Source organism: Actinoplanes sp. NPDC026623 (assembly GCF_040638275.1).
In the GTDB taxonomy this organism is placed as follows: Bacteria; Actinomycetota; Actinomycetes; order Mycobacteriales; family Micromonosporaceae; genus Actinoplanes.
This window is the reverse complement of record NZ_JBEZXZ010000056.1, coordinates 1-20,477: the sequence shown is the minus strand read 5'-3', so window position 1 is coordinate 20,477 and position 20,477 is coordinate 1. Positions and strand designations below refer to the sequence as shown.

At 74.6% G+C, this 20,477-nt stretch carries 21 protein-coding genes; 3 read left to right on the top strand and 18 right to left on the bottom strand.

Annotated elements, in window-relative coordinates; genetic code table 11:
- The first annotated feature begins 152 nt into the window (after positions 1-152).
- Positions 153-1,118 carry a hypothetical protein gene (locus AB0F10_RS18650; RefSeq protein WP_360625988.1) on the top strand — a complete coding sequence of 322 codons (966 nt, stop codon included), beginning with the start codon at positions 153-155 and terminating at the stop codon, positions 1,116-1,118.
- Positions 1,119-1,207: 89 nt separating this feature from the next.
- Here AB0F10_RS18650 and AB0F10_RS18645 read toward each other — a convergent pair whose 3' ends face one another.
- From AB0F10_RS18645 to AB0F10_RS18620, 6 genes are read right to left on the bottom strand one after another with little or no spacing between them, the layout of a single operon-like run.
- A complete protein-coding gene (locus AB0F10_RS18645) occupies positions 1,208-2,161 on the bottom strand; it encodes an NAD(P)-dependent alcohol dehydrogenase (protein ID WP_360625985.1) in 954 nt (317 codons plus the stop codon).
- A 51-nt stretch (positions 2,162-2,212) separates the two neighbouring features.
- Positions 2,213-2,641, bottom strand: a complete 429-nt coding sequence (locus AB0F10_RS18640) for a hypothetical protein (RefSeq protein ID WP_360625982.1) — start codon at positions 2,639-2,641, stop codon at positions 2,213-2,215.
- Positions 2,638-3,915, bottom strand: coding sequence for a molybdopterin-dependent oxidoreductase (locus AB0F10_RS18635; protein ID WP_360625979.1), 1,278 nt, complete (start codon positions 3,913-3,915; stop codon positions 2,638-2,640). The genes AB0F10_RS18640 and AB0F10_RS18635 overlap by 4 nt, the downstream gene beginning before the upstream one ends.
- Entirely contained in the window at positions 3,888-4,538 is a 651-nt protein-coding gene (locus AB0F10_RS18630; RefSeq protein ID WP_360625976.1) for a methyltransferase domain-containing protein, read from the bottom strand. Before AB0F10_RS18630 ends, AB0F10_RS18635 begins: the two co-directional genes overlap by 28 nt.
- A complete protein-coding gene (locus AB0F10_RS18625) occupies positions 4,535-5,164 on the bottom strand; it encodes a DUF2064 domain-containing protein (RefSeq protein ID WP_360625973.1) in 630 nt (209 codons plus the stop codon). Before AB0F10_RS18625 ends, AB0F10_RS18630 begins: the two co-directional genes overlap by 4 nt.
- On the bottom strand, positions 5,161-5,820 hold the full coding sequence (locus AB0F10_RS18620; RefSeq protein WP_360625970.1) for a glycosyltransferase family 2 protein: 660 nt from the start codon (positions 5,818-5,820) through the stop codon (positions 5,161-5,163). Before AB0F10_RS18620 ends, AB0F10_RS18625 begins: the two co-directional genes overlap by 4 nt.
- A gap of 142 nt (positions 5,821-5,962) precedes the next feature.
- On the opposite strand from AB0F10_RS18620, the gene AB0F10_RS18615 reads away from it, so the two are divergent.
- Together AB0F10_RS18615 and AB0F10_RS18610 are read left to right on the top strand one after the other, a co-directional pair.
- On the top strand, positions 5,963-7,018 hold the full coding sequence (locus tag AB0F10_RS18615; protein ID WP_360625967.1) for an NAD-dependent epimerase/dehydratase family protein: 1,056 nt from the start codon (positions 5,963-5,965) through the stop codon (positions 7,016-7,018).
- Positions 7,015-8,352: a hypothetical protein gene (locus AB0F10_RS18610; protein ID WP_360625964.1), complete on the top strand. Its 1,338-nt coding sequence runs from the start codon at positions 7,015-7,017 to the stop codon at positions 8,350-8,352. Before AB0F10_RS18615 ends, AB0F10_RS18610 begins: the two co-directional genes overlap by 4 nt.
- On the opposite strand, the gene AB0F10_RS18605 is transcribed toward AB0F10_RS18610, so the two are convergent.
- From AB0F10_RS18605 to AB0F10_RS18550, 12 genes are all read right to left on the bottom strand, one after another.
- Positions 8,353-9,531 (bottom strand): ABC transporter permease, encoded by a 1,179-nt coding sequence (locus AB0F10_RS18605; RefSeq protein WP_360625961.1) that lies wholly within the window; start codon positions 9,529-9,531, stop codon positions 8,353-8,355.
- Positions 9,524-10,183, bottom strand: coding sequence for an ABC transporter ATP-binding protein (locus AB0F10_RS18600; protein WP_360626055.1), 660 nt, complete (start codon positions 10,181-10,183; stop codon positions 9,524-9,526). Before AB0F10_RS18600 ends, AB0F10_RS18605 begins: the two co-directional genes overlap by 8 nt.
- A gap of 8 nt (positions 10,184-10,191) precedes the next feature.
- Positions 10,192-11,244, bottom strand: coding sequence for a peptidoglycan-binding protein (locus AB0F10_RS18595; RefSeq protein ID WP_360625958.1), 1,053 nt, complete (start codon positions 11,242-11,244; stop codon positions 10,192-10,194).
- On the bottom strand, positions 11,244-11,795 hold the full coding sequence (locus AB0F10_RS18590; RefSeq protein ID WP_360625955.1) for a hypothetical protein: 552 nt from the start codon (positions 11,793-11,795) through the stop codon (positions 11,244-11,246). Before AB0F10_RS18590 ends, AB0F10_RS18595 begins: the two co-directional genes overlap by 1 nt.
- Before the next feature lie 47 nt (positions 11,796-11,842).
- On the bottom strand, positions 11,843-13,033 hold the full coding sequence (locus AB0F10_RS18585; RefSeq protein ID WP_360625952.1) for an ATP-binding protein: 1,191 nt from the start codon (positions 13,031-13,033) through the stop codon (positions 11,843-11,845).
- 15 nt (positions 13,034-13,048) lie between these two features.
- The gene (locus tag AB0F10_RS18580) at positions 13,049-13,702 is read right to left on the bottom strand and encodes a response regulator transcription factor (protein WP_360625949.1); all 654 of its coding nucleotides are present in this window, start codon (positions 13,700-13,702) and stop codon (positions 13,049-13,051) included.
- 50 nt (positions 13,703-13,752) lie between these two features.
- On the bottom strand, positions 13,753-15,462 hold the full coding sequence (locus AB0F10_RS18575; protein WP_360625946.1) for an ABC transporter ATP-binding protein: 1,710 nt from the start codon (positions 15,460-15,462) through the stop codon (positions 13,753-13,755).
- Entirely contained in the window at positions 15,459-17,063 is a 1,605-nt protein-coding gene (locus AB0F10_RS18570) for an ABC transporter ATP-binding protein (RefSeq protein WP_360626053.1), read from the bottom strand. The genes AB0F10_RS18575 and AB0F10_RS18570 overlap by 4 nt, the downstream gene beginning before the upstream one ends.
- Before the next feature lie 138 nt (positions 17,064-17,201).
- Complete coding sequence (locus tag AB0F10_RS18565; protein ID WP_360625943.1) at positions 17,202-18,875, bottom strand: RICIN domain-containing protein; 1,674 nt, start codon at positions 18,873-18,875, stop codon at positions 17,202-17,204.
- A 62-nt stretch (positions 18,876-18,937) separates the two neighbouring features.
- Positions 18,938-19,414: a hypothetical protein gene (locus AB0F10_RS18560; RefSeq protein WP_360625940.1), complete on the bottom strand. Its 477-nt coding sequence runs from the start codon at positions 19,412-19,414 to the stop codon at positions 18,938-18,940.
- A 25-nt stretch (positions 19,415-19,439) separates the two neighbouring features.
- Positions 19,440-20,234 carry a TIGR02452 family protein gene (locus AB0F10_RS18555; RefSeq protein ID WP_360625937.1) on the bottom strand — a complete coding sequence of 265 codons (795 nt, stop codon included), beginning with the start codon at positions 20,232-20,234 and terminating at the stop codon, positions 19,440-19,442.
- A 42-nt stretch (positions 20,235-20,276) separates the two neighbouring features.
- Positions 20,277-20,408 (bottom strand): hypothetical protein, encoded by a 132-nt coding sequence (locus AB0F10_RS18550; RefSeq protein ID WP_360625934.1) that lies wholly within the window; start codon positions 20,406-20,408, stop codon positions 20,277-20,279.
- Positions 20,409-20,477 lie beyond the last annotated feature (69 nt).

Sequence of the window (20,477 nt, the reverse complement as noted above, 5' to 3'; positions counted from 1 at the left end):
AAGTGAACTTCGCGTTTCGCGGGACCTGCCGGCGCTCGCGGAGTGGGCCGGCGATGCCGTCCGGGTACCGCGGGCTGCCGGCTGTTCCCCCGGTGGTGCGGCCCCCGATCGGGTGACCGAGATTCGGGACGCTTCTTGGGATGATGATTCGCATGCCGGCCCGAGCGACATTGGATTCGGTTCGTATCGTCCAGCGCGGCACGGAACTGCACGTGCATGGCTGGGCCGCCGGGACCGAGGGACTCGGGCCGGTGGTCTATCGAGACACCCCGCAGCGGTGGGCCGAGGCGGTGCGCGGTCACGCGCAGCCGCCGCTGGACGCCGGCGCGGTCGCCCTGGCCTGCTGCGGGCTGGTTCTCGTGCTGGCCTGCTCGTTCGTGCCAGGTCTCGGACCGGATGGCTTCCTCGGCGGCGCCATCGTCGTCGTCCTGACCTTCGCCGTCGCCATCTGGCTGCGGCTGCGGACCACCGGCTCCGCGCGGAGGGACCGCGCCCGGCTCCGGCAGACCGGCGATGTCTACCGGCTGACCGGCGCCGCCGAGCAGCAGCGGCTTCGCAAGCTCCTGGAGACCGTCGAGAGCCTGGACGGCATCCTGGTGGATCTGCACCGGTTTCAGGCCGGCGGTCCCCGGCCGATGGTGCACCTCGCCGACCTGCAACGCTCCGCCGCCCGCGCCCTGCTGACGGTCGCGGGGCAGCTGAGCATCCTGCAGTCCGTCGGCGCCGAACGGCGGAAGACCCGGGCCACGGCGCAGCGTCTCCGGGCCCTCGATCCGGCCCTGCGCGCGAAGCTCGGCCAGGCGGACGCCGCGATGGCCCGGAGCATGAAGCTGGTGGAGGACGAGATGAAGCCGGTCGTCCGGGACCTCAAACAGATGACCGCCCTCGCCGGCGACGTGCTCGACACCTGGCGGTACCAGCTGCGCAGGCGGGCCGAGGAGGAGCACGCACACCGGGTGCTGCGCGACGCGTGGACCGTGCTCGACGGCTCGGCGGACCCGGAGGAGCCGGCCTCGGACCGCGACTGGCGAAGCGAGATCATGGCCACGATGCAGGCCCTGAGGGCCCTCATCGACCAGTACGGCCCGGACTTCCTGCCCCCGGCCGACCACCCGTGAACCGTCCCATCCGGATGGCACCAAGGCGTGATTCCGCAGGGTGGGCCGGCTGGGCGGCAACTGATCGGTGCCGGCGGACGTAGCCGTGGTCACGCCACGGCTACGACGACCTTGCCGAGGGCGTTGCCCTCGCCGACCCGGGCCAGCGCCTCGGGCACCTCGTCGAGGGTGAACGTCCTGTCGATGTGGATGGCGAGGCCACCCGCCAGGCAGAGGTCGGCGACCGGTTCGAAGTGCGCCGGCCCCTGCCTGACCGCGAGCACGCCCAGCCGCCGCCGCGTGACCAGGCCGGCCGGCGATCCGACCGTCAGCACCCGCAGCAGCGCACCGACCGATCCGCCGACGCACCGGTAGCGGCCGCCCGGTGCCAGCGCCCGGCGGTAGGCGAACACCGACCGGTGCGCGACCAGATCCAGAATCAGGTCGTACGGTTCGCCGCGGGTGAAGTCCTCGCCGCGATAGTCGATCACCGCGTCCGCGCCGACCGACCGCATGAAGGCGAGCTTGCCCGCGTTGTCGACGCCGGTCACGTGGGCGCCGAGCCGCTTGGCCAGCTGGATCGCGAACGAGCCCGAGCCTCCGCCGGCACCGTTGATCAGGACCCGCTGCCCGGCCGCGGCGCCGGCGGTGCCCTGCCACGCGATGACGCCCGCCTGCGGAATCGCCGACGCCTCGGCGAAGGACAGGGCCGCGGGTTTGCGGGACAACGCCGACTCGGCGGCGATCGCGTACTCGGCGAAGCCGCCCTTGAGGGCGAGGTTGTCGCCGTACACCTCGTCACCGGGCTGGAACCGGGTCACGGCCGGGCCGACCGCCTCGACCCATCCGGCGATGTCCGAGCCCAGCGTCCGGCGGGCGGGCGTGCGCAGGCCGCCGATCCGTGCATACAGCGGCGAGCCGCGCAGGGTCTCCCAGTCGCTGAGGTTGACCGAGGTCGCCGCGATCCTGACGAGCACCTGGCCGGCGCCGGGAGACGGCGTGGGAATCGTCTCGATCCGCAGAACGTCCAGCTGCCCGTACCGTTCATACACGACCGCTCTCAACCGGGCACCCCTCGCCGTTCGGTGGGACACGCACGGACGACGCCGACGGCCTCACCCGTTTCTACTACGACGAGGCAACCGGCGGCGCGGCCGGTGCCGGGCGACGGCGAACCCGGCGGCCGTCGCCCAGACGGCCGCGTAGACGACGAGCAGGCCGCGGCCGTAGTTCAGCGGCAGGATCGACGGGTTGCCGGGGACCCGGCCGCGGCCCAGCACCAGCGGCAGCGCCACCACCGTCACGGCGAGGCTGACCACCGCGGCGACCCGGACGGGCGTGCGCAGCCGGGGCGGGACGATCCTGCCGATCAGCACGCCGACGCCGATGGACAGCGGCAGCAGCAGTGCGTCGTGCACCACGAGGACGGCGACGAGAAAGATCAGCACGCCGCCCTTGAGGTCGCGGTCGGCGAGTGCGCCGCTTATCGCGTACGCGATGAGGAGCGCGCCGGAACCGACGAGCGCGCGCCGGGCGGTCTTCACGAGGCGCTCCGGGCGGTGATCCGGGCGACCCACTTGGTCTGCAGCACACCGGGGCGGTTCGGGGCGATGAGGCGGGCCGGGTAGCCGTGGTCCGGGTGCAGGACCTCGCCGCCGAGCCGCAGCGCGATGAGCGTGTACGGGTCCCGGACGTGCGGGGGCGGCACGGTCGTGGCCCGGTACCGGCCGCGGGCCTCGAGGGATTCGACGTAGGCCTCGGCGTGCTCCGGATCGACGCCGACGAGGGCGGCCAGATCACGCAGCCGCACGCCGGTCCAGGTCCCGGTCGAGCTCCAGCCCTCGACGCAGCTGATCGGCAGGACGACCGTGTGCTGCGGCAGCGCGGCCAGCCCGGCCAGGTCGAGACTCACCGTCCGCGCCGGGCCGGCGATGGTCAGCCGGTACCCGGGGTCGAAGGCGGCGTCGCGCACCCCGGCGCCGGCGGCGGTCTTGTTGACCGGCAGCCCCTGCGGACCGGTGCCGGGCCGTCGCGGTGCGAGCAGCGCGACCGGCGCGAGCGGGGCGACGGTCTGCCCGGCGGTGGCGAGGGTGATGACGCCGGCGGCCGCGCCGACGGCGCCGAGCAGCCCGCGCCGGGTGAGCCCGCCGGGCCGCGTCCGGTCGGGCGTGGCCCGGGCGAGCGCCCGGCGGACGATCGGGAGTTTGACGCCGAGGTGGGCCATCAGGGCACCGGCCGCCAGCCACGCCGACCAGTAATGGCCCGCGGTGAAAAAGAACGGCATCGGGGTGTACCAGCGGGCGATGTTGAGGATGCCGCTGAACAGTTGGAACAGCGCGGCGGCGACCAGCACGGCGACGCCGGCCCGTTCGACGGCGTGGACGAGGGTGCGCGCGGGCGGCCAGCCGAACAGCCGCGGGTAGACCGACCAGAGTTTCGCGCCGAGCAGCGGCACCGATGCCAGGCCGGTGGCGACGTGCAGGCCCTGGGTGACGCGGTACAGGCCGACCGGCCGGGACGGCCACCAGAACCAGGCGGGCGGGTGCTGGATCAGGTGGCTGATCAGTCCGGTGAGGAAGCAGACGGCGAAGGCGACGGCCAGGGCCAGCCCGAGCAGGCTGGTCAGCCGCGGCGAGCGCAGGCGTGAGTCGAAGGCATCCCGTCGCAGCGGGCCGCGGCGCAGCGCCGCCGGTGGCGGCGGAAGCGGCGCCCGCACCCACCGGTTCGCCGCCGCGCCCAGTTCGGCCAGCCGGGCCGGCAACGATCGTGGCGGGCCCGCCGGTTTGCGGCTCAGGTCGGGGTCAGCGTCGCGAACCATCGGTCCGCCTCCGTCCATTCGCATTCCACCCGCAACGCGCTCGCCTCCGCGAGCGCGGCCAGCTCGCCGGCGGCCAGCTGAGCCCACCGGAACGGCGCGCCGGGGTTGCCGGCCTCGTCGTGCAGCCAGGCGTCGCCGGCCCAGCTTCGGGTGCCGGGCGGCCCCAGCTCGACGTGCAGACGGCCGTCGCGGGCGAGCAGCTCGCGGCACCGGCGCAGCAGCGCGCCGGGATCGCCGCCGATGCCGATGTTGCCGTCGGCCAGCAGCAGGTGCCGCCAGCGGCCGAGCCCGGGTACGTGGCCGAAGACGTCACGGCGCATGGCGGTGGCGCCCCGGGCGCGGGCGAGGCGCACGGCCGCGGCGCTGACGTCGATGCCCAGCGCCGGGTGGCCGAGCCGGTTGAGCGCGCCGGTCAGCCGGCCGGGGCCGCACCCGATGTCAAGGGTCGGCCCGGCGCAGCGGGCCAGGAGTCCCCGGTCGCCCGGCAGGTGGCTTCGGCACCAGGCGGCGGGATCGAACCGGTGGCGGGCGCCGCGATCGTCGGTGACCGTCAGCGCGACCGGGAATCCGGCGCCGGCCCGGGCAATGGTCGCGTCGAAGACGGTCAGGGCGGCCGTGGTCATCTCGCCGCCGCAACGGCCTGCGGGAAGCGGCCGGCCGCGGGACACGCCACGGCGACCGCACACGCGTCCACAAAGGTGTCGACGTCGCGCAGCGCCGGCAGCTCCGCGATCCGCAGGCCGCGGTCACGCAGCGCGGCAAGGGTCAGGGCGCCCGTGTCCGAAGTGGACGTCGGGATGTCGCGCAGGACCCGTCCGTGTGCCGGATCGTTGAGGCCCAGGGCCCACCAGCCGCCGTCCTCGGCGGGCCCGAACACCGCGTCGACGTCGTCCTCGCCGAGGCGCCGCACGGCGGCGGCGAGCAGTCCGGCGCCGACCTGCGGGGTGTCCATGCCGATCAGCAGGCTCCCCGCGCCGGCGATCCGGGTGTCGGCGTACGCGTTCTCCAGTCGCTCGCCGAGCGTCGTCCCCCGCTGCGCCGTCCTGCCCCAGCCCGGCGGCGCCGGGTGGTCGCCCTCGACGACGAGCCGGCGCCGCACGCCCGGCGTGGCGGCGACGGCGGCCAGGGTGTCCGCGAGCGCGGCGGCGGCGATCCCGGCGGCCTCCCGGGGAGTGCACGGTGGGCAGAGCCGGGTCTTGACCCGGCCCGGCACCGGCGTCTTGGCCAGGACCAGCACCTGGGCGCTCATCGGGCGAGCACCGCGCTCATGTCGCGGATCGCCCGCGCGGTGCCCCGGATCGTGCCGGTGACCTTCGACTTCGTGCCCGCCGCCCGCGGGTGGTAGGCCACGTCGACCTCGGTGACCTCCCAGCCCGCGCCGGCCGCGGCGATCAGCAGTTCGAGCGGGTACCCGAAGCGGCGATCCACCAGGCCGAGGTCGAGCAGGTCGTCACGCCGCGCGGCGCGCATCGGGCCGATGTCGTGCACCCGCAGGCCCGTGGTGCGGCGCAGCCGGCGGGCGAGCACCGCGTTGCCGAGGCGGGCGTGCGGCGGCCACACACCGCGGCCGACCGGCCGGCGCCTGCCCACCGCCAGCCGGGCGGCGCCCGCGCGGACCGGGTCGGCGACCGACGGCAGGTCGGCGGGGTCGAACGAGCCGTCGGCGTCCATCACGCAGACGATCCCGTCGACCGGGTCGGCGGCGACCGTTCCGGCGTGCACCGCCGCCCCGTAGCCGGGCCGCGGCACCGCGACGACCCGGGCGCCGAGGCCGCGGGCCACCTGGGCCGAGCCGTCGGTCGAGCCGTTGTCGACGACGATCGGACGGTATCCGGCGGGCATCCGCGGCAGCAGCCAGGCCAGGGCGGGAGCCTCGTTGAGGCAGGGCAGAACGACATCGGTCACGAACGGAAAAGTAGCCTCGGCCGGGCGCCCGCAACGGCGAATCCACCTTACGAAGTCCTTACCTGTGCGCAATCCTTACCATCCGCTGACGTGCTTCGCGGATCGGCGATCGGCGGGCCGCGGCGGGCCTAGGGTCGGTCGGGTGACACACGTACTCGTGACCGGCGGCGCCGGCTTCATCGGCACCCACGTGACCTCCGCCCTGCTGAACGCCGGGCACCGGGTGAGCATCCTCGACGTCGGCCATCCGGCCGCGCACGCCGGGCCGCCGCCGGACACCGTCCACGGTGTCGCGGTGCGGCGGGCGGACCTCCGGGACGGCGCCGCGGTCGCCGCGGCGCTGCGCGGCGTCGACGCCGTCGTGCACCAGGCCGCGATGGTCGGGATGGGTGTCGACCTCGACGACCTGCCCGAGTACGTCGGCTGCAACGATCTCGGCACCGCCGTGCTGCTCGCGGCGATGGCCCGGGCCGGCGTGCACCGGCTCGTGCTGGCCGGCTCGATGGTCGTGTACGGGGAGGGCGCCTACACCTGCCCCGCCGACGGCCCGGCCCGGCCCGCCGCGCGTGCGGTCGCCGACCTCGCCGCCGGGCGTTTCGAGCCGACCTGTCTCCTCTGTGGACGGACCCTGACCTCGGTGCCGGTGGACGAGGACGCCCCGCTCGACCCCCGCAGCGTGTACGCGGCCACCAAGCTCGCCCAGGAGCACCTGAGCGCCGCCTGGGCCCGGCAGTGCGGCGGCACGGTCGTGGCGCTGCGCTACCACAACGTCTACGGCCCGGGGATGCCGCGCGACACCCCCTACAGCGGCGTCGCGGCGATCTTCCGTTCGGCGCTGGAGGCCGGCCGCGCGCCGCGGGTCTTCGAGGACGGCGCCCAGCGGCGCGACTTCGTACACGTCGGCGACGTGGCGCGGGCCAACGTCGCCGCGCTGGACGCCACCGGCCGGGACGACCGGGTGGGGCTGCGTGCCTACAACGTGGCCTCGGGCCGGGCCACGACCGTGGGCGAGATGGCGACGGCGCTGGCCCGGGCGGTCGGCGGCCCGGAGCCCGTGGTGACCGGCGAGTTCCGGCTCGGCGACGTGCGTCACGTGGTCGCCTCCCCCGAACGGGCCGCGGCGGAGCTGGGCTTCCGCGCCGAGGTCGATCTGGTGACCGGGCTGACGGAGTTCGCGCACGCGGCCCTGCGCGGATGAACGTCCGCGAGGCGCCGGCGACGGACCGGTCGACCCGCGCCGACCTGGTCGCGGGTGCCGCCGCGCTCGGGCTGGTCGCGCTCGCCTGCGTGGTCGGCGCGGCCCGGTACCTCGCGGGGCGGCCGGTGCACGCCACCTCGGCGCCGTTCACCGCCGTCTGGCTGCCGCACCTCGGCCCGGGTACGCCGCTCGCGCTCGCCGTGGCGGTGCTGGTGGCGTGTCACGGTCCGCGACTCGCGAGCGTGCTGGCCTGGCGGCGGCTGATGGCGGCCGGCTACGGGGCGGCGGCCGCCTGGATCCTGTCGCTCGCGCTGGTGGACGGCTGGCGGCGCGGGCTCGCGGGGCGGCTCACCACCGGGCACGAGTACCTCAGCGAGGTCGGCGGGGTCACCGACGTGCCCGCCATGCTGCGCGGATTCACCGGCCGGATCCTCGACTTCCAGCCGGACTCGTGGACCACGCACGTCGCCGGCCACCCGCCGGGCGCCCTCCTGGTCTTCGTCGGCCTCGACCGGATCGGCCTCGGCGGCGGCGCGGCGGCCGCCCTGGTGTGTGCCGGGGCCGGCGCGCTGATCGCGGTGGCGGTGCCGGTGACGATCCGCGCCCTCGGCGACGAGGACGCCGCCCGCGCGGCGGTGCCGTTCCTGGTGCTGTTCCCCGGCGCGGTCTGGATCGGCGCCTCCGCCGACGGCCTGTTCGCGGGGGCCGCCGCGACCGGCGCGGCGCTGCTCGCGGTGGCGCTGACCCGCCGCCGGGTCCTCGCCGGCGCCGCCGCAGGGGCGCTGCTGGCCTTCTGCCTCTACCTGTCCTACGGGCTCACCCTGTTCCTGCTGCCCATCCTGGCGGTGGTGCTGCTGGCCCGGCGCCTCGGGCCCCTGGCCTGGCGCGCGGTCGGCGCGGCCGCGGGCGCCGGCGCGGCGGTCGTGGCGGCGTTCACGCTCGCCGGCTTCCGGTGGCTCGACGGCTACCACCTCGTCGTCGAGCGGTACTACCAGGGCGTGGCGAGCGAGCGGCCGTACGGGTACTGGGTGTGGGCGAACCTGGCGCTGGTCGTGGCCTGCGCCGGGCCCGCCGCGGCGGCGATCCTGCGGCGGGCCGTGACGCGGGCCGGCCTGACGCCGGCGGTGCTGCTCCCCCTCGCCGGCCTCGCCGGGATCCTGGCGGCGGACCTGTCCGGGCTCAGCAAGGCCGAGGTGGAGCGGATCTGGCTGCCGTTCGCCTGCTGGCTGCCGGCGGGTGCGGCGCTGCTCCCGCCCCCGACGCGGCGCGGCTGGCTCCTCGCGCAGGCGGTGGTCGCGCTGCTGATCAACCACCTCCTGCTCACCACCTGGTGATCAGCTCGCCGCCAGGGCCTCCGTCGGCGCCAGGCGGGCCGCCCGGATCGCCGGATACAGGCCCGCGATCGCGCCGATCACCACCGTCGCGCCGACGCCGCCGACGAGGACCCACGGCGGCACGACCGTCGGCCACCGCTGCGTCGTGGCGTACGTCCCGGTCACCAGGCAGCCGAGCAGCACCCCGGCCGCGCCGCCGATCAGCGACAGCAGCAGCGACTCCGCGACGAACTGGATGCGGACTTGACCCCGGGTGGCGCCCAGCGATCTGCGCAGGCCGATCTCGCCGCGCCGCTCCAGCACCGAGATCACCATGGTGTTGGCGACGCCGATCCCGCCCACGAGCAGCGCGACCGCGCCCAGCCCGAGCAGCAGCGCGGTGAACGTCGCGTTCGCGGCGCGGCGGGCGGTCAGTGCCTCGGACGGCTTCGACACCATCGCCTCGCCCGGCGCCGCCGGGTTGGCCGTGGCGGCCAGCACCGCGCGCACCGCCTCCACCCGCGACTCCACCGACCGCGTGTAGACCGTCGTCGGATGCCCGTCGAAGCCCAGGTACGCGGTGGCCGCCGGCCACCCGATCAGCACCGCCGAGTCCAGTTCAGGCGCGAGCGGCACCTTCCGCAGCACCCCGACCACGGTCCACCACCGGCCGCCGATGTGGACGGCGGGCACGTCGCCGAGCCGCTCGGCGGCCGTCGCGCCGAGCACCGCCGCCGGATACCGGTCGGTCGCCGCGTTGAGCCAGGCGCCGTGGTCCAGCTCGGCGCCGACCGTCTCGCGCACGTCGAGCCGGGCCGCGAGCACGGACAGGCCGCCGGACTGCGCCGCCGGGATCCGGTCGGTGCGATAGGCATGCACCTCCGCGAGAACACCGGTCGCGGTGGCCGACAGCACCGGGCCGATCCGCTTGATCATCGAGACCGACTCGTCGGGCAGCGCGGCCGGTTCGCCGAGCATCGTGGTGCCGGGCGACACGGTCAGCAAGTTGGTGCCGAGCCGCGCCAGCTCCCGGTCGAGGTGGGCGCGGCTGGACGCGGAGATGCCCACCACGGCGGTCATCGCGGCGATGCCGATCGCGATGCCCAGCGCCGACAGCACGGCGCGCAGCGGGCGCGAGCGCAGGCCGTATCCGCCGAGCCGGGCCAGGTCCGACAGGCGCAGCCGGGAGGGCTCATACATCTCGGGCCACCCGTCCGTCGCGCAGCGACACCCGCCGCGGCAGGCTCTGCGCGATCTCGTGATCGTGCGTGATGACCAGGACCGTCGTGCCCGCCGAGTTCAGCCCGCGCAGCAGTTCCAGGACGCCGAGGCCGGCGACCGAGTCGAGATTCCCGGTCGGCTCGTCCGCGAGCAGCAGCGGCGGGTCGCCCGCGACCGCGCGGGCGATGGCCACCCGCTGGCGCTCGCCGCCGGAGAGCTGATGGGGGCGGTGGGTCAGCCGGTCGGCCAGGCCGACCCGCGCCAGCGCGGCCTCGGCGCGCCGCCGGCGTTCCCGCCTGCCGGCGCCGGTGTAGAGCAGGCCGTCGGCGACGTTGCCCAGCGCGTCCCGCCCCGCCGCGAGGTGGAACTGCTGGAAGACGAAGCCGATGCGCCGGGCGCGCAGCGCGGACACCCGCCGGTCGGACAGCGACGCCACGTCGTGCCCGTCGATGCGCACGGTGCCCCGCGACGGCCGGTCCAGCGTGCCGATCAGGTGCAGCATCGTGGACTTGCCGGAGCCCGACGGCCCGACGATCGCCGACAGCTCGCCGTACTCGACGACCAGGTCGACCGAGTGCAGCGCGGTGACCCCGCCGGGGTAGGTCCTGGTCACCCCGGTCAGCTCGACCAGTGGGGTGTTCACGACGGCATCGCCACCCTCGTGCCGGGCCGCAGCCCGCTCCCGGTGATCTCGACCTTGCCGTCGGCGAAGAGGCCGGTCTCCACCGCCAGGATCCGCGTCGCGCCCGCGTCGACGACCTGCACCCCGTACCCGCCCTCGGCGAGCGCGAGCAGGGCCGGCACCGGGACGGCCAGCACGTCCGGCCGCCGGCCGGCGGTGAACGCGACGGTGACCACGGCGGTGCCGGCGCTCTCGACCGCCGACCCGAACCGGATCGTCACCCGGAACCTGGTGACGCTCGCCCGGCCGTCGTCGCCCTCGGCCACGACCGTGGCGACCTTGACGATCTTTCCGGGTACGGCCGTGCCGCCGGGAAGCGTGACCCGCACCGCGGCGCCCTGCCGGGCGAGCCGCCCCGCGCTCGCGTCGAGCAGCACCGTGGCCCGCGGCGCGGTGCCGGTGACCTTCTCCACGGCGGCGCCGGGCCCCACCACGGCACCGACCTGGGTGCTCAGTGACTCCACCCGCGCCGCTCCGGGGGCGTACACGATCTGGCCGGGATCGACGGACCCGGTCTCGGCGCGGCCGAGGTCGTCCTGCCAGTGCTCGACCGCGGCGGCGGTCGACCGGCTGTAGCCGCGGTCGACGGTGAACCCGCGGTAGCCGAGCGCCCAGAGGTTCTGCTCGAACTGCTCGACGTCGGCTCCCCGGACGCCCGCAGAGAGCCTGCGATACGCGGGTATCGAGCCGTAGAGCAGCGTCACCGGCTTGTCGTCGAGGCGGAAGGCCGCCCCGCCCCGGGTGATCGTCGAGCCCTCCGCGGGCAGCCCGGTCACGGTGCCGCCGCCGCGCGCCCAGATCGTGGTGGTGTCGCCGTGTGCGAGCGTGCCGTCGTGGTCCTCCCGGTCGATCAGCGTCTGCCGGGCGACCTCGACGGTGTTCGCCGGCGTGCCGGGGGCGGAGCCGGCGGCCTCCTCGGCATCCGGCAGGTTGAAGATCGTGACCGCGGCGGCGACGGCGCCGGCCGAGAGCACGCCGGTGACCACGCCCGCGGTGCGCCGCGCCCGCATCAGGAGTCACCCTTGCTTCGCCGCGGCGGCAGGTACTTCCGGCACTCCTGCACGGCCTTCTCGAAGCCCGGGGCGGCGTGGGAGATCCCGGTGGCCTGCTCGTCGATGTTGATGCTGCCGTTGGCGTCGGGGTCCGGATACTTCGCGAATCCGTGGTCCCGCATGCACTGGGACACCTGCCGGAGCTTGTCGAGATCGTCGGCGCTGAGCGGGCCGTTCCGCCGCGCGCCGGGTGCGTACGCCTTGCACGCCTGCTCCGCCTTGTCGACCGTGCTCTGGTCGGTGCCGTCGGGGACGCTGACGCGCAGCCCCCCGTCCTGGCCCGGGTCGGGGAACCAGGTGAGGCCCTGACCGCGCATGCACTGCGAGAACTTCAGACCCGAGTCGTCGCCGCCGGCGGCGGGCGCGGCGGCGGCCGCGGACGCGCCGGGGTCGGCGGTCGCCACCCCCGGGTCCTCGTCCGTGGTGCAGCCCGCCACCGCCGCGACGAGCGTCAGGGCGAATGCGGACAGGAGAGACGCCGGGCGTTGCCTTCTGGTATTCGTCGTCATGGGTCATGTTCTACGCACCGACCGGTCACACGACGGGCACAAAGCCGCTAGGGGAACAGCACCCTGATCACCAGGCCGCCCTCCGGACGGGCGCGCACGATCAGTTCCGCCGAGTGCGCCACCGCGATCGACTGGACGATGGACAGCCCGAGGCCGTGGTGGCCGTCGTCCGCGGCCGAGCGGTGCAGCCGCTGGAACGGGTTGAGCAGCAGGTCCACCATCTCCGGCGGGACGGGCGGCCCGGTGTTCGTCACCGACAGGAAGCAGCGGGCGCCCTGCGCGCCCGTCGCCACCTCCACCTGGCCGCCCGGGACGTTGTAGCTCATCGCGTTGTCGACCAGGTTCGCCACCAGCCGCTCGACCAGTGCGGGGTCGCCGGTGACCGACGCGGGCGAGACGTCCGCCGTGACGGCCAGGTCCCGCTCCCGCGCCCGCGGCCGCGCGGCCCGCAGCACGTCGCCGGCCAGCCCCGACAGGTCGACGCTCTCCAGGCGGTCCGGGCCGCGCTCGCTGGTCGCCAGGACCAGCAGCGACTCGAGGAGCCGGGCCTGCTGCTCGCTGACCACCATCAGCTGCTCGAACTGCGCCCGGAACGAGTCGGCCGTCGCGTCCGGGTCGAGGACGGCCTCCTCCAGCAGGGCGTGCTCCAGCGTCAGCGGCGTACGCAGCTCGTGCGCGGCGTTGGCGACGAACCGCTTGTGCGAGTCGAGCGCCGCCTCCAGCCGGCCGAGCAGCCCGTCGACGGTGTCCGCGAGGTCCTTCAGCTCGTCGCGCGGCCCGGTGACCGCCAGCCGCTCGTGCACGTTGCGCGCCGAGATGAGCCGGATGGTGCCGGTCATGGTCTGCAGCGGACGCAGCACCCGCCCGGCCATCAGCCAGCCGAGCGCGACCGAGACGACCGACATGACGGCGAGCGCCACCCCCGACCTCACCAGCAGCTTGTGCATGATCTGCGCCTGCTGTTGAACGGCCTGCGCCTGCAGCGCCCGGGCGATGCGCTGCTCCGCCTCGGGCAGCCGGGCGCCCTCCGGCAGGGAACCCAGCACGTAGGTGCTGATGCTCTGCCCGCCGGAGGTCGACTGGCTGCGCGTGGACATCACGATGTTCGGCCCGCCGTGCGCGACGAGCAGGTAGGTGATGGTCAGCAGCACGGCGCCGGAGAGCAGGAAGAGCCCGCCGTACAGGACCGTGAGCCGCAGCCGGACCCGCATGCCGGAGAGCTTGGACGTCAGGCCCACGACGATTCCATCCGTTCAGATCAGATAGCCGGCTCGGGGCACGGTCTGTATCACCGCAGGCAGGCCGAGCTTCGACCGCAGGCGGTTCATGGTGGCCTTCACCGTCGTCGTGAACGGGTCCGTTTCCGCGTCCCACACCCGTTCCAGCAGCTCCTCGGCGGAGACCACCCGGCCCCGCGCGGCGAGCAGGTATTCGAGGACGGCCAGCTCCTTGGGGTTGAGCGCCAGCCGCGTACCGGCCCGGGTGGCGACCCGCCGCGCCGGGTCCAGCGTGAGGTCGCCGTGCACCAGGATGGGCGGCACCGCGGGCTGGGAACGCCGCCCGAGCGCCCGGATCCGGGCCACCAGCTCCGGATAGGCGAACGGCTTCGGCAGGTAGTCGTCCGCGCCGATCGTGAAGCCCCGCACCCGGTCGTCGATGGTGCCGGCGGCGGTCAGCATGAGCACCCGGGTGCGCAGCGGCTCGCTCATCAGCCGGCGGCACACCTCGTCGCCGGGCACGCCCGGCAGGTCCCGGTCGAGGACGACCACGTCGTAGTCGACCTCGACGGTGCGATCGAGCGCCGACGTGCCGTCGTAGGCCACGTCGACCGCCATGCCCTCGCGCCGCAGGACCCGCGCCACCGAATCGGCGAGCCGCACGTGATCCTCGACCACCAGGACCCTCATCCGTCCCAGCCTACGGGCGGGACGGTCACACAGCCGTCACAAGCGGCCGGTCACGCGCCGTGCCAGGTGCGCCACAGGGCCGCGTACGGCCCGTCCGCCCGGAGCAGCTCGTCGTGGCTGCCCAGCTCGATGATCCGGCCGCCGTCCATGACCGCCACCCGGTCGGCGTCGTGCGAGGTCTGCAGCCGGTGCGCGATGGCGATGACGGTGCGATCGTGCAGCACCGCGGCCAGGGCACGCTCCGCGCTGCGGGCGGCCGTCGGGTCCAGGAGCGCGGTCGCCTCGTCGAGGATGACGGTGTGCGGGTCGGCGAGCACCACCCGGGCCAGCGCGAGCTGCTGGGCCTGCCCGCCGTCCAGCGGGTCCTCGCCGAGGTCAGCGTCGAGGTCGACGGCCCAGTCGGCGCCGACGGTCTTCAGCGCCCGCCACAGCACGTCGTCCGGCGCCGCCACCATCAGGTTCTCCCGCAGCGACTCGCGGAAGACGTGGTGTTCCTGCGTCACCAGCACCACCTGCCGGCGCAGCTCGTCCGGCGGCAGGTCGGCGACGGGCACGCCGCCGACGGTCACCGACCCGGCGTGCGGGCGGTCCACCCCGGCGATCAGCCGGGCGAGGGTGGACTTGCCGGCCCCGGAGAGCCCGACGACGGCGAGCCGCTCCCCCGGCCGCACGGTCAGCTCCACGTCGTGCAGGACGTCCGGCCCGGACTCGTACGCGTAGCGCACCGCGCGCACCTCGATCCGGTCGCCGCCGGGCACCCGGGTCGAGCGGGCCGGCTCGGCGGGCACCGCGGCCAGCCCCTCGATGCGGGCGAACGACGCGCCGCTGCTCTGCAACTGCTCGATCCAGATGGTGATGTTGTCGAGCGGCCCGACCATCTGCCGCAGATACAGCACGGCCGCGGCGACCGTGCCGAGCGTGACGGAGCCGGCGAAGTAGAGCGAGCCGCCGGCCAGCAGCACCAGCACGACGGGCACCACGTACGAGATCTCCACCAGCGGGAAGAAGACCGAGCGCAGGCCCAGCGTCGCCAGCCGGGTGCGCCGGGTCTCGGCGATCGCCGCGTGCCCCTTGGCCAGGCGGCGCTCGCGCAGGTCGAAGGCCTCGATCGTCCGGGCCCCCGCGGTCGTCGCCGCCAGCTCGTCGGCCATCACCGAGTTGGCCGCGCCCTCGCGCAGGTACGCGTCCCGGGCCCGGCGCAGATACCACCGGGTGACGAACCAGATGCCGGAGAACCCGAGCAGGCCAACCGCGCCGAGCGCAGGGCTCAGCACCACCACGGCGACCACGATCATCAGCATCTGCACGGTGGCGATGAACAGCCCGGGCAGCAGGTCGCGCAGGGTCGTCGCGACCGCGTCCACGTCGGTCGTACCCCGGGCGGTCAGGTCGCCCGCCGGCACCCGCTCGACGACCGCGGCGGGCAGGTTCAGCGAGCGCCGCAGGAAGTCCTCGCGGATCCGGGCCGCGGTGCGCTCACCGAAGCGATAGCCGACCACCAACGCGTACCGGGACAGCAGCGTCTGGGTGACGGCGCAGGCCAGCACGGCGACGGCCAGCCGGTCCACCTGGTCCGTGCCGTGCCCGCCGGTGACGGTGTCGATGATCCGGCCGAGCAGCCACGGCCCGCCGAGCGCGGCCAGCGCGGCGAGGACGTTGAGGAGCACCAGCACCGCGACGGCGCGGCGCTCGGCGGCTAGCAGCCGGCGGGCGGCCCGGGCGACCAGCCGCTGGTCCGCGATCGGCAGCGCGGCACTCACGCCGCGTCCTGCTCGTCCTCGCCGAACACCCGGGCGACCAGGCGCACATAGCCGGGGACCGAGCCGAGCAGCTCCCGGTGGGATCCGGTGGCCGCCACCCGCCCGTCGACCAGGTAGTGCACGACGTCGGCCCGGTCGAGCAGCGCCGGCGACGTGGTGGCCAGCACCGTGCCGCGGCCGGCCCGGGCCGCACGGAGGCGCCCGGCGATCGCCGCCTCGGTGTGCGCGTCCACCGCCGACGTGGGCTCGGCGGCCAGCAACACCTCCGGCTCCTGATACAGCGCCCGGGCCAGCCGGACCCGCTGCCGCTGGCCGCCGGAGAGGTTCCGGGCGCCCCACTCGACCGGGTGCTCCGGCCCGCCGACGTCGTGTGCCGCCGCGGCCTCGATCGCCGCGCGCAGCCGCTCGTCCTGCGGGTCGTGGCGGCCGGCGACCACCTCGCGCAGCGGGTCGGCGAACAGGTCGGCCTCGTGCTCGGCGACCAGGATCCGCGCCCGCACCTCGTCCCGGGCGATGCTGTCGAGCCGCACGCCGCCCCAGGTCGCGTCCGTCGAGCCGTACCGGCCCAGCCGCTCGAGCACCGCGGACGCGTCGGCGGGCCGGGCGCTGGCGAGCGCGGTGAGCCGGCCGGGATCGACGGACACCCCGGACGCCGGATCGTGCAGGATCGCGGGTCCGGCCGGCGCCGGCCCGCCCGCGGTCCCGGCCGGAGGCAGGCCGAGGAAGGCGATCACGTGCCGGGCGGCCACCAGCCCCCGGGTGACGTCGGAGCCACAGATGATCATCATGCTGACCGGGATGACCAGCATGGCCGTGTAGCCGTACACGGCGATCAGCTCGCCGACGGTGAGCTCCCCCGCGGCCGCCTGCCGCGCCGCCAGCCAGATCACCAGCGCCAGGAAGACGCCGGGCAGCCCCTCGCCGAACGCGCCGACCCAGCTGCTCACCCGGCCCACCCCGTAGCCGAGGACGCGCAGGTCGGCGGAGTTGCGGGTGTAACGCGCCAGGTGGCCCTGCTTGCCGCCCAGCCCGTTGAGGATCCGCAGTCCGGCGAGCACGTCGACGAGCTGGGCGGCGAGCGCGCCCTGGCTGGTGCGGTACCTCGCCCCCGCCGCCTGCATCCGGGCCAGCACGGGACCGACCGCCAGGGCGAGGACCGGGACGCCGGCCAGCACCACGACGGCGAGCAGCGGCGAGGTGCTGAACAACAGGACCGCGACCACCGCGTACGCGAGCCCGCTGGCGAAGCCCATGCTCACGACGTTCATCGACCGCCCGATGGTCCACACGTCGGAGATGCCGATGGTGACCACCTCGCCGGCCGTGACCCGCCGGGGCAGGGCCGCACCGAGCCGGGTCGCGTGCGTCATCACCACATCGGCGGTACGCAGCGCGGCGGCCAGCCGCAGGTTGGTCATCGAACGGTGCCGCAGGATGCCCAGCCCCGCGCTCGCCACCCCGACCACCAGGACCGCCGCCGTCCAGGCGATCAGCGTCGCCGGCCGCCGCGGGCCGAGACCCCGGTCGATGGCCTGCGACAGCAGGTACGGGGTGAACGCCAGGCTCGCGTACCAGAGGGTGCCGAACGTCGCACCGCGCAGGACCCAGCCCCTCAGCTGTTTCGCGAGCCACCAGAGGTAACGTGCCGGTCCCCGGATATCCACGGGCATCATGCTGCCCGACCACCCATCGGGGGCGGCAACGCAATTTCACTCGCCCGTGCCCTCCGGCGGGGCGGCCTATCGCCAGTTCCAGCGCTGGTTGTCGGCGGTGCCGCAGGCCCACAGCACGATCTTCGTGCCGTTGGCGGTGCCGGCGTTGCCGGCGTCCACGCACAGCCCGGACTGCACGCCGGTGATGGTGCCGTCCGCGTTCACGTTCCACTGCTGGTTGGTCTGGCCGTTGCAGTCCCAGATCACCGCCGCGGTGCCGTTGGCGGTGCCGGCGTTGTAGGCGTCCAGGCACTTGTTGCCGTAGATCGTGAGCTGCTTGGAAGACGTGTACGTCCAGGACTGGTTGCTCTGGCCGTTGCAGTCCCAGAGCTGGGCCTGGGTGCCGTTGGTGGTGGACGAGTTGTTGATGTCCAGGCAGCGGCCGGACTGCTTCCCGGCGAGCGCGCCGGTCTTCGGCCCGCCGCCCGGGTTCTCGGTGCCGGTGACGGTCAGCAGGATCGAGTCGCGCGCGGGCACGCTCGCGCTGTAACTGGTCGTCTTCGTGCCGAGGTCCGTCGCGGTCCAGACGTTGCGGACGCTCGCCGTGGCGCCCAGGCCGAGGTCGGCGAAGCGTGCCGTGATGGTGGCCGCGGAGCCGGTCCGGTTGAGCAGGACCACCGCCCGGCGTCCGCTGCCGGAGAGCACCTTGCTGTAGACCTGCAGCCCGGACGCGGCCTCGGCGACCCTGACCCCCTGTCGTCCCAGGGAATCCTGGTCGATGGCGATGACCTCCCGGTTGGTGAGGATGTTCCTGGTCTCGGTGCTCATCGTCGCGAGGTTGTTGCCGGCCAGCAGCGGCGCGCCGGAGAGCGCCCACAGGCCGAGGTGGCTGCGGTTCTGCGCCGCGGTGAAGCCCGGCATGCCCACGATCAGCATGTCCGGGTCGTTGTAGTGCCCGACGCTCTGCGCGCTCGGGTGCTGCGCCGTGTCGAAGTTGGCGAGCGCGCGGTCCATCGAGGCCGACTCGCCGTAGTAGATGATGTCCGCGCTGGTGCGCCACATCGTGGACATCCCGGGTGCCCAGTTCCACGGGCTCTGCTTGCCCCAGTTGCACACCGAGAGCACCATCGGGCGGCCGGTCTGCGCCGTCGCCCGGGCGATCGAGTCGCTGATCGCCTGGTACGCGGTCTGCGCGTTCAGCCCCTCGGCGTCGCCGCCGCACCAGTCGACCTTGACGAAGTCGAAGCCCCACTTGGAGAACTGAAGGAAGTCCTGGTCGTAGTGGCCCTCGCTGCCGGACCCCGGCGCCGCCGGGCGGCCGGTCGGGTAGTAGTAGCCGCAGCCGTCGCGGCCGGCGTCGGTGTAGATGCCCGCCTTGAGGCCCTTGCCGTGGATGTAGGCCGCGATGGCCTGCATGCCGCCGGGCCACTCGTTGGTGTCCACGGTGATGTTGCCGGCCGAGTCGCGGGTGCCCTGCCACCACCCCTCGTCGATGTTGACGTACTGGTAGCCGGCGTCCTTGAGGCCGCCCGAAACCAGGGCGTCGGTCTGCGCCTTGATCACGTTGGCGTTGATCTTTGCGGCGAAGGTGTTCCACGAGGCCCAGCCCATCGGCGGGGTGCTGACCACGGCCACGGCCGCCTGCGCCGGCGTCGAGCCGCTCAGCCCGGCGGCGCCGGCCGCCAGCGTCACGACCGTCGCCGCCAGCGCGACCAACCATCCGGACCGCCCGTGCGCCGCGCGCACGAATCCCATCGCCATCGAGGCCTCCCTGTTCGGCTGGACCGCCACCCGAACAGTGTTAACGTTAACAACGACTGATGTCAATGAGGCGACCGGCCGGCGGTCACCCGCGCCGAGTCCAGCAATCGCTGAACAACCTCGCGGTCGGTATCGGAGGCAGAGACGGCGTAGTCGCCCGCGTACACGTAGCCGCCCCACCCAGCGCCGTCGGCGTCACGCCTGACGCCCGGGCCGTGTGCCGGGTCGAAGAGGGCGGAGCCGTAGAAGGCGACGCCCTCCGTGCGGCCGCAGGGCGACGAGCCCGGCAGCGCCCACTGCTTGAACTCACAGTCGCTCGGGTCCACCCGTTCCCAGGCGGACGGGATGTCGACCTGGACGCCCCGATACTCGATGGTCTGCCACCCCGGCCGCGCGCTGGGCGCGGCGGAACTGACGACCGCCGCCGGGCGCGGTTCGCCCGGCGCCCTGAACCAGATGAGCACGACGGCCAGGAGCACGACACCGGCGGCGGCCAGGGCGAGGGATCGGGCCCCGCGCGAAGCAGTCAGGAAAGTCACCGCGCTTGGACGGCGACGGCGGCGATCAAGTTCCCGCGCCCGCGAACGCCGCCGCGAACTCGTCCCGGTTGGGCCCGAGCACGGCGAACACGACCTCGTCCATCGGCGTCCGGGCCAGCGCCGCCCCGAACGCCTCCGCCACCGTCGTCGGATCGTTGCCGAACACCCCGCAGCCCCAGGCACCGAGCACCAGCCGCCGATGGCCGTGCGCGGCGGCGACCGCCAGGATCCGCGCCGCCCGGCGCCGCAGGATCGCGGGGACCTCCCCGGCCAGGCGCGGCTCGTTGCGCCGGATCATCGCCAGGTTAGGGGCGGCCGAGGTCAAGAACGTGACCGGGTACGCCTGCGTGAGCAGCCGCCCCCTGTCGTCGCGGAACACGGGTACGCCCGGTGAGTAGATCACCCGGTCGGTGTAGGTCAGCGCCGTCTGCGCCCGGTGGTGGGCATAGAACTCGCCGGCCGCGCGCAGGCAGGGATAGATCGCCGAACCGCGGGCGACGCTCTCCTCCTGCGCCTGTGCGCCGGTGAGGAACCCGCCGCCGGGACGCCGGGCGGAGGCGAAGACCAGCGCCGCCACGTCGCCGCCCAGCCGGCGGGCGGCCTCCAGCGTGGACTCGCCGGTCACCTCGATCCGGACCTCGGCCGGCGGCGCCGCGGTCGCGGATCCGTCCGGCAGCGCGTCGTCCGGCAGGTACAGCCGGGTGCCCGCGACCGCCGGCCCGACGTCGATCCGGACCTCGGCACCGCGCGGATCGAGATACCAGCCGCGTTCGGCGATCTCGACCGTTTCCTTCGCGATGTTCCGCAGGCGGCTACTCATGATCGTCAATCATGACCGCCTCGCGCCCCAGCGTCACCCGAGTTACCGTACGGCGGACACCAGGTCGGCGGCCGGCGCCTCGGCGGCGGCCGGCGCGGCCCGGCAGGCGGATCGCCGGGCGCCGACCGCGCACAGCAGCAGGCCCGCGACGAGCCAGGCGGACAGCACGATCACCGGCTGGGACGGTTTGGGCCGGGGGTGCCCACGAACTGCTGGTGGTTCGTTTCTACGCCGTTCGTGGGC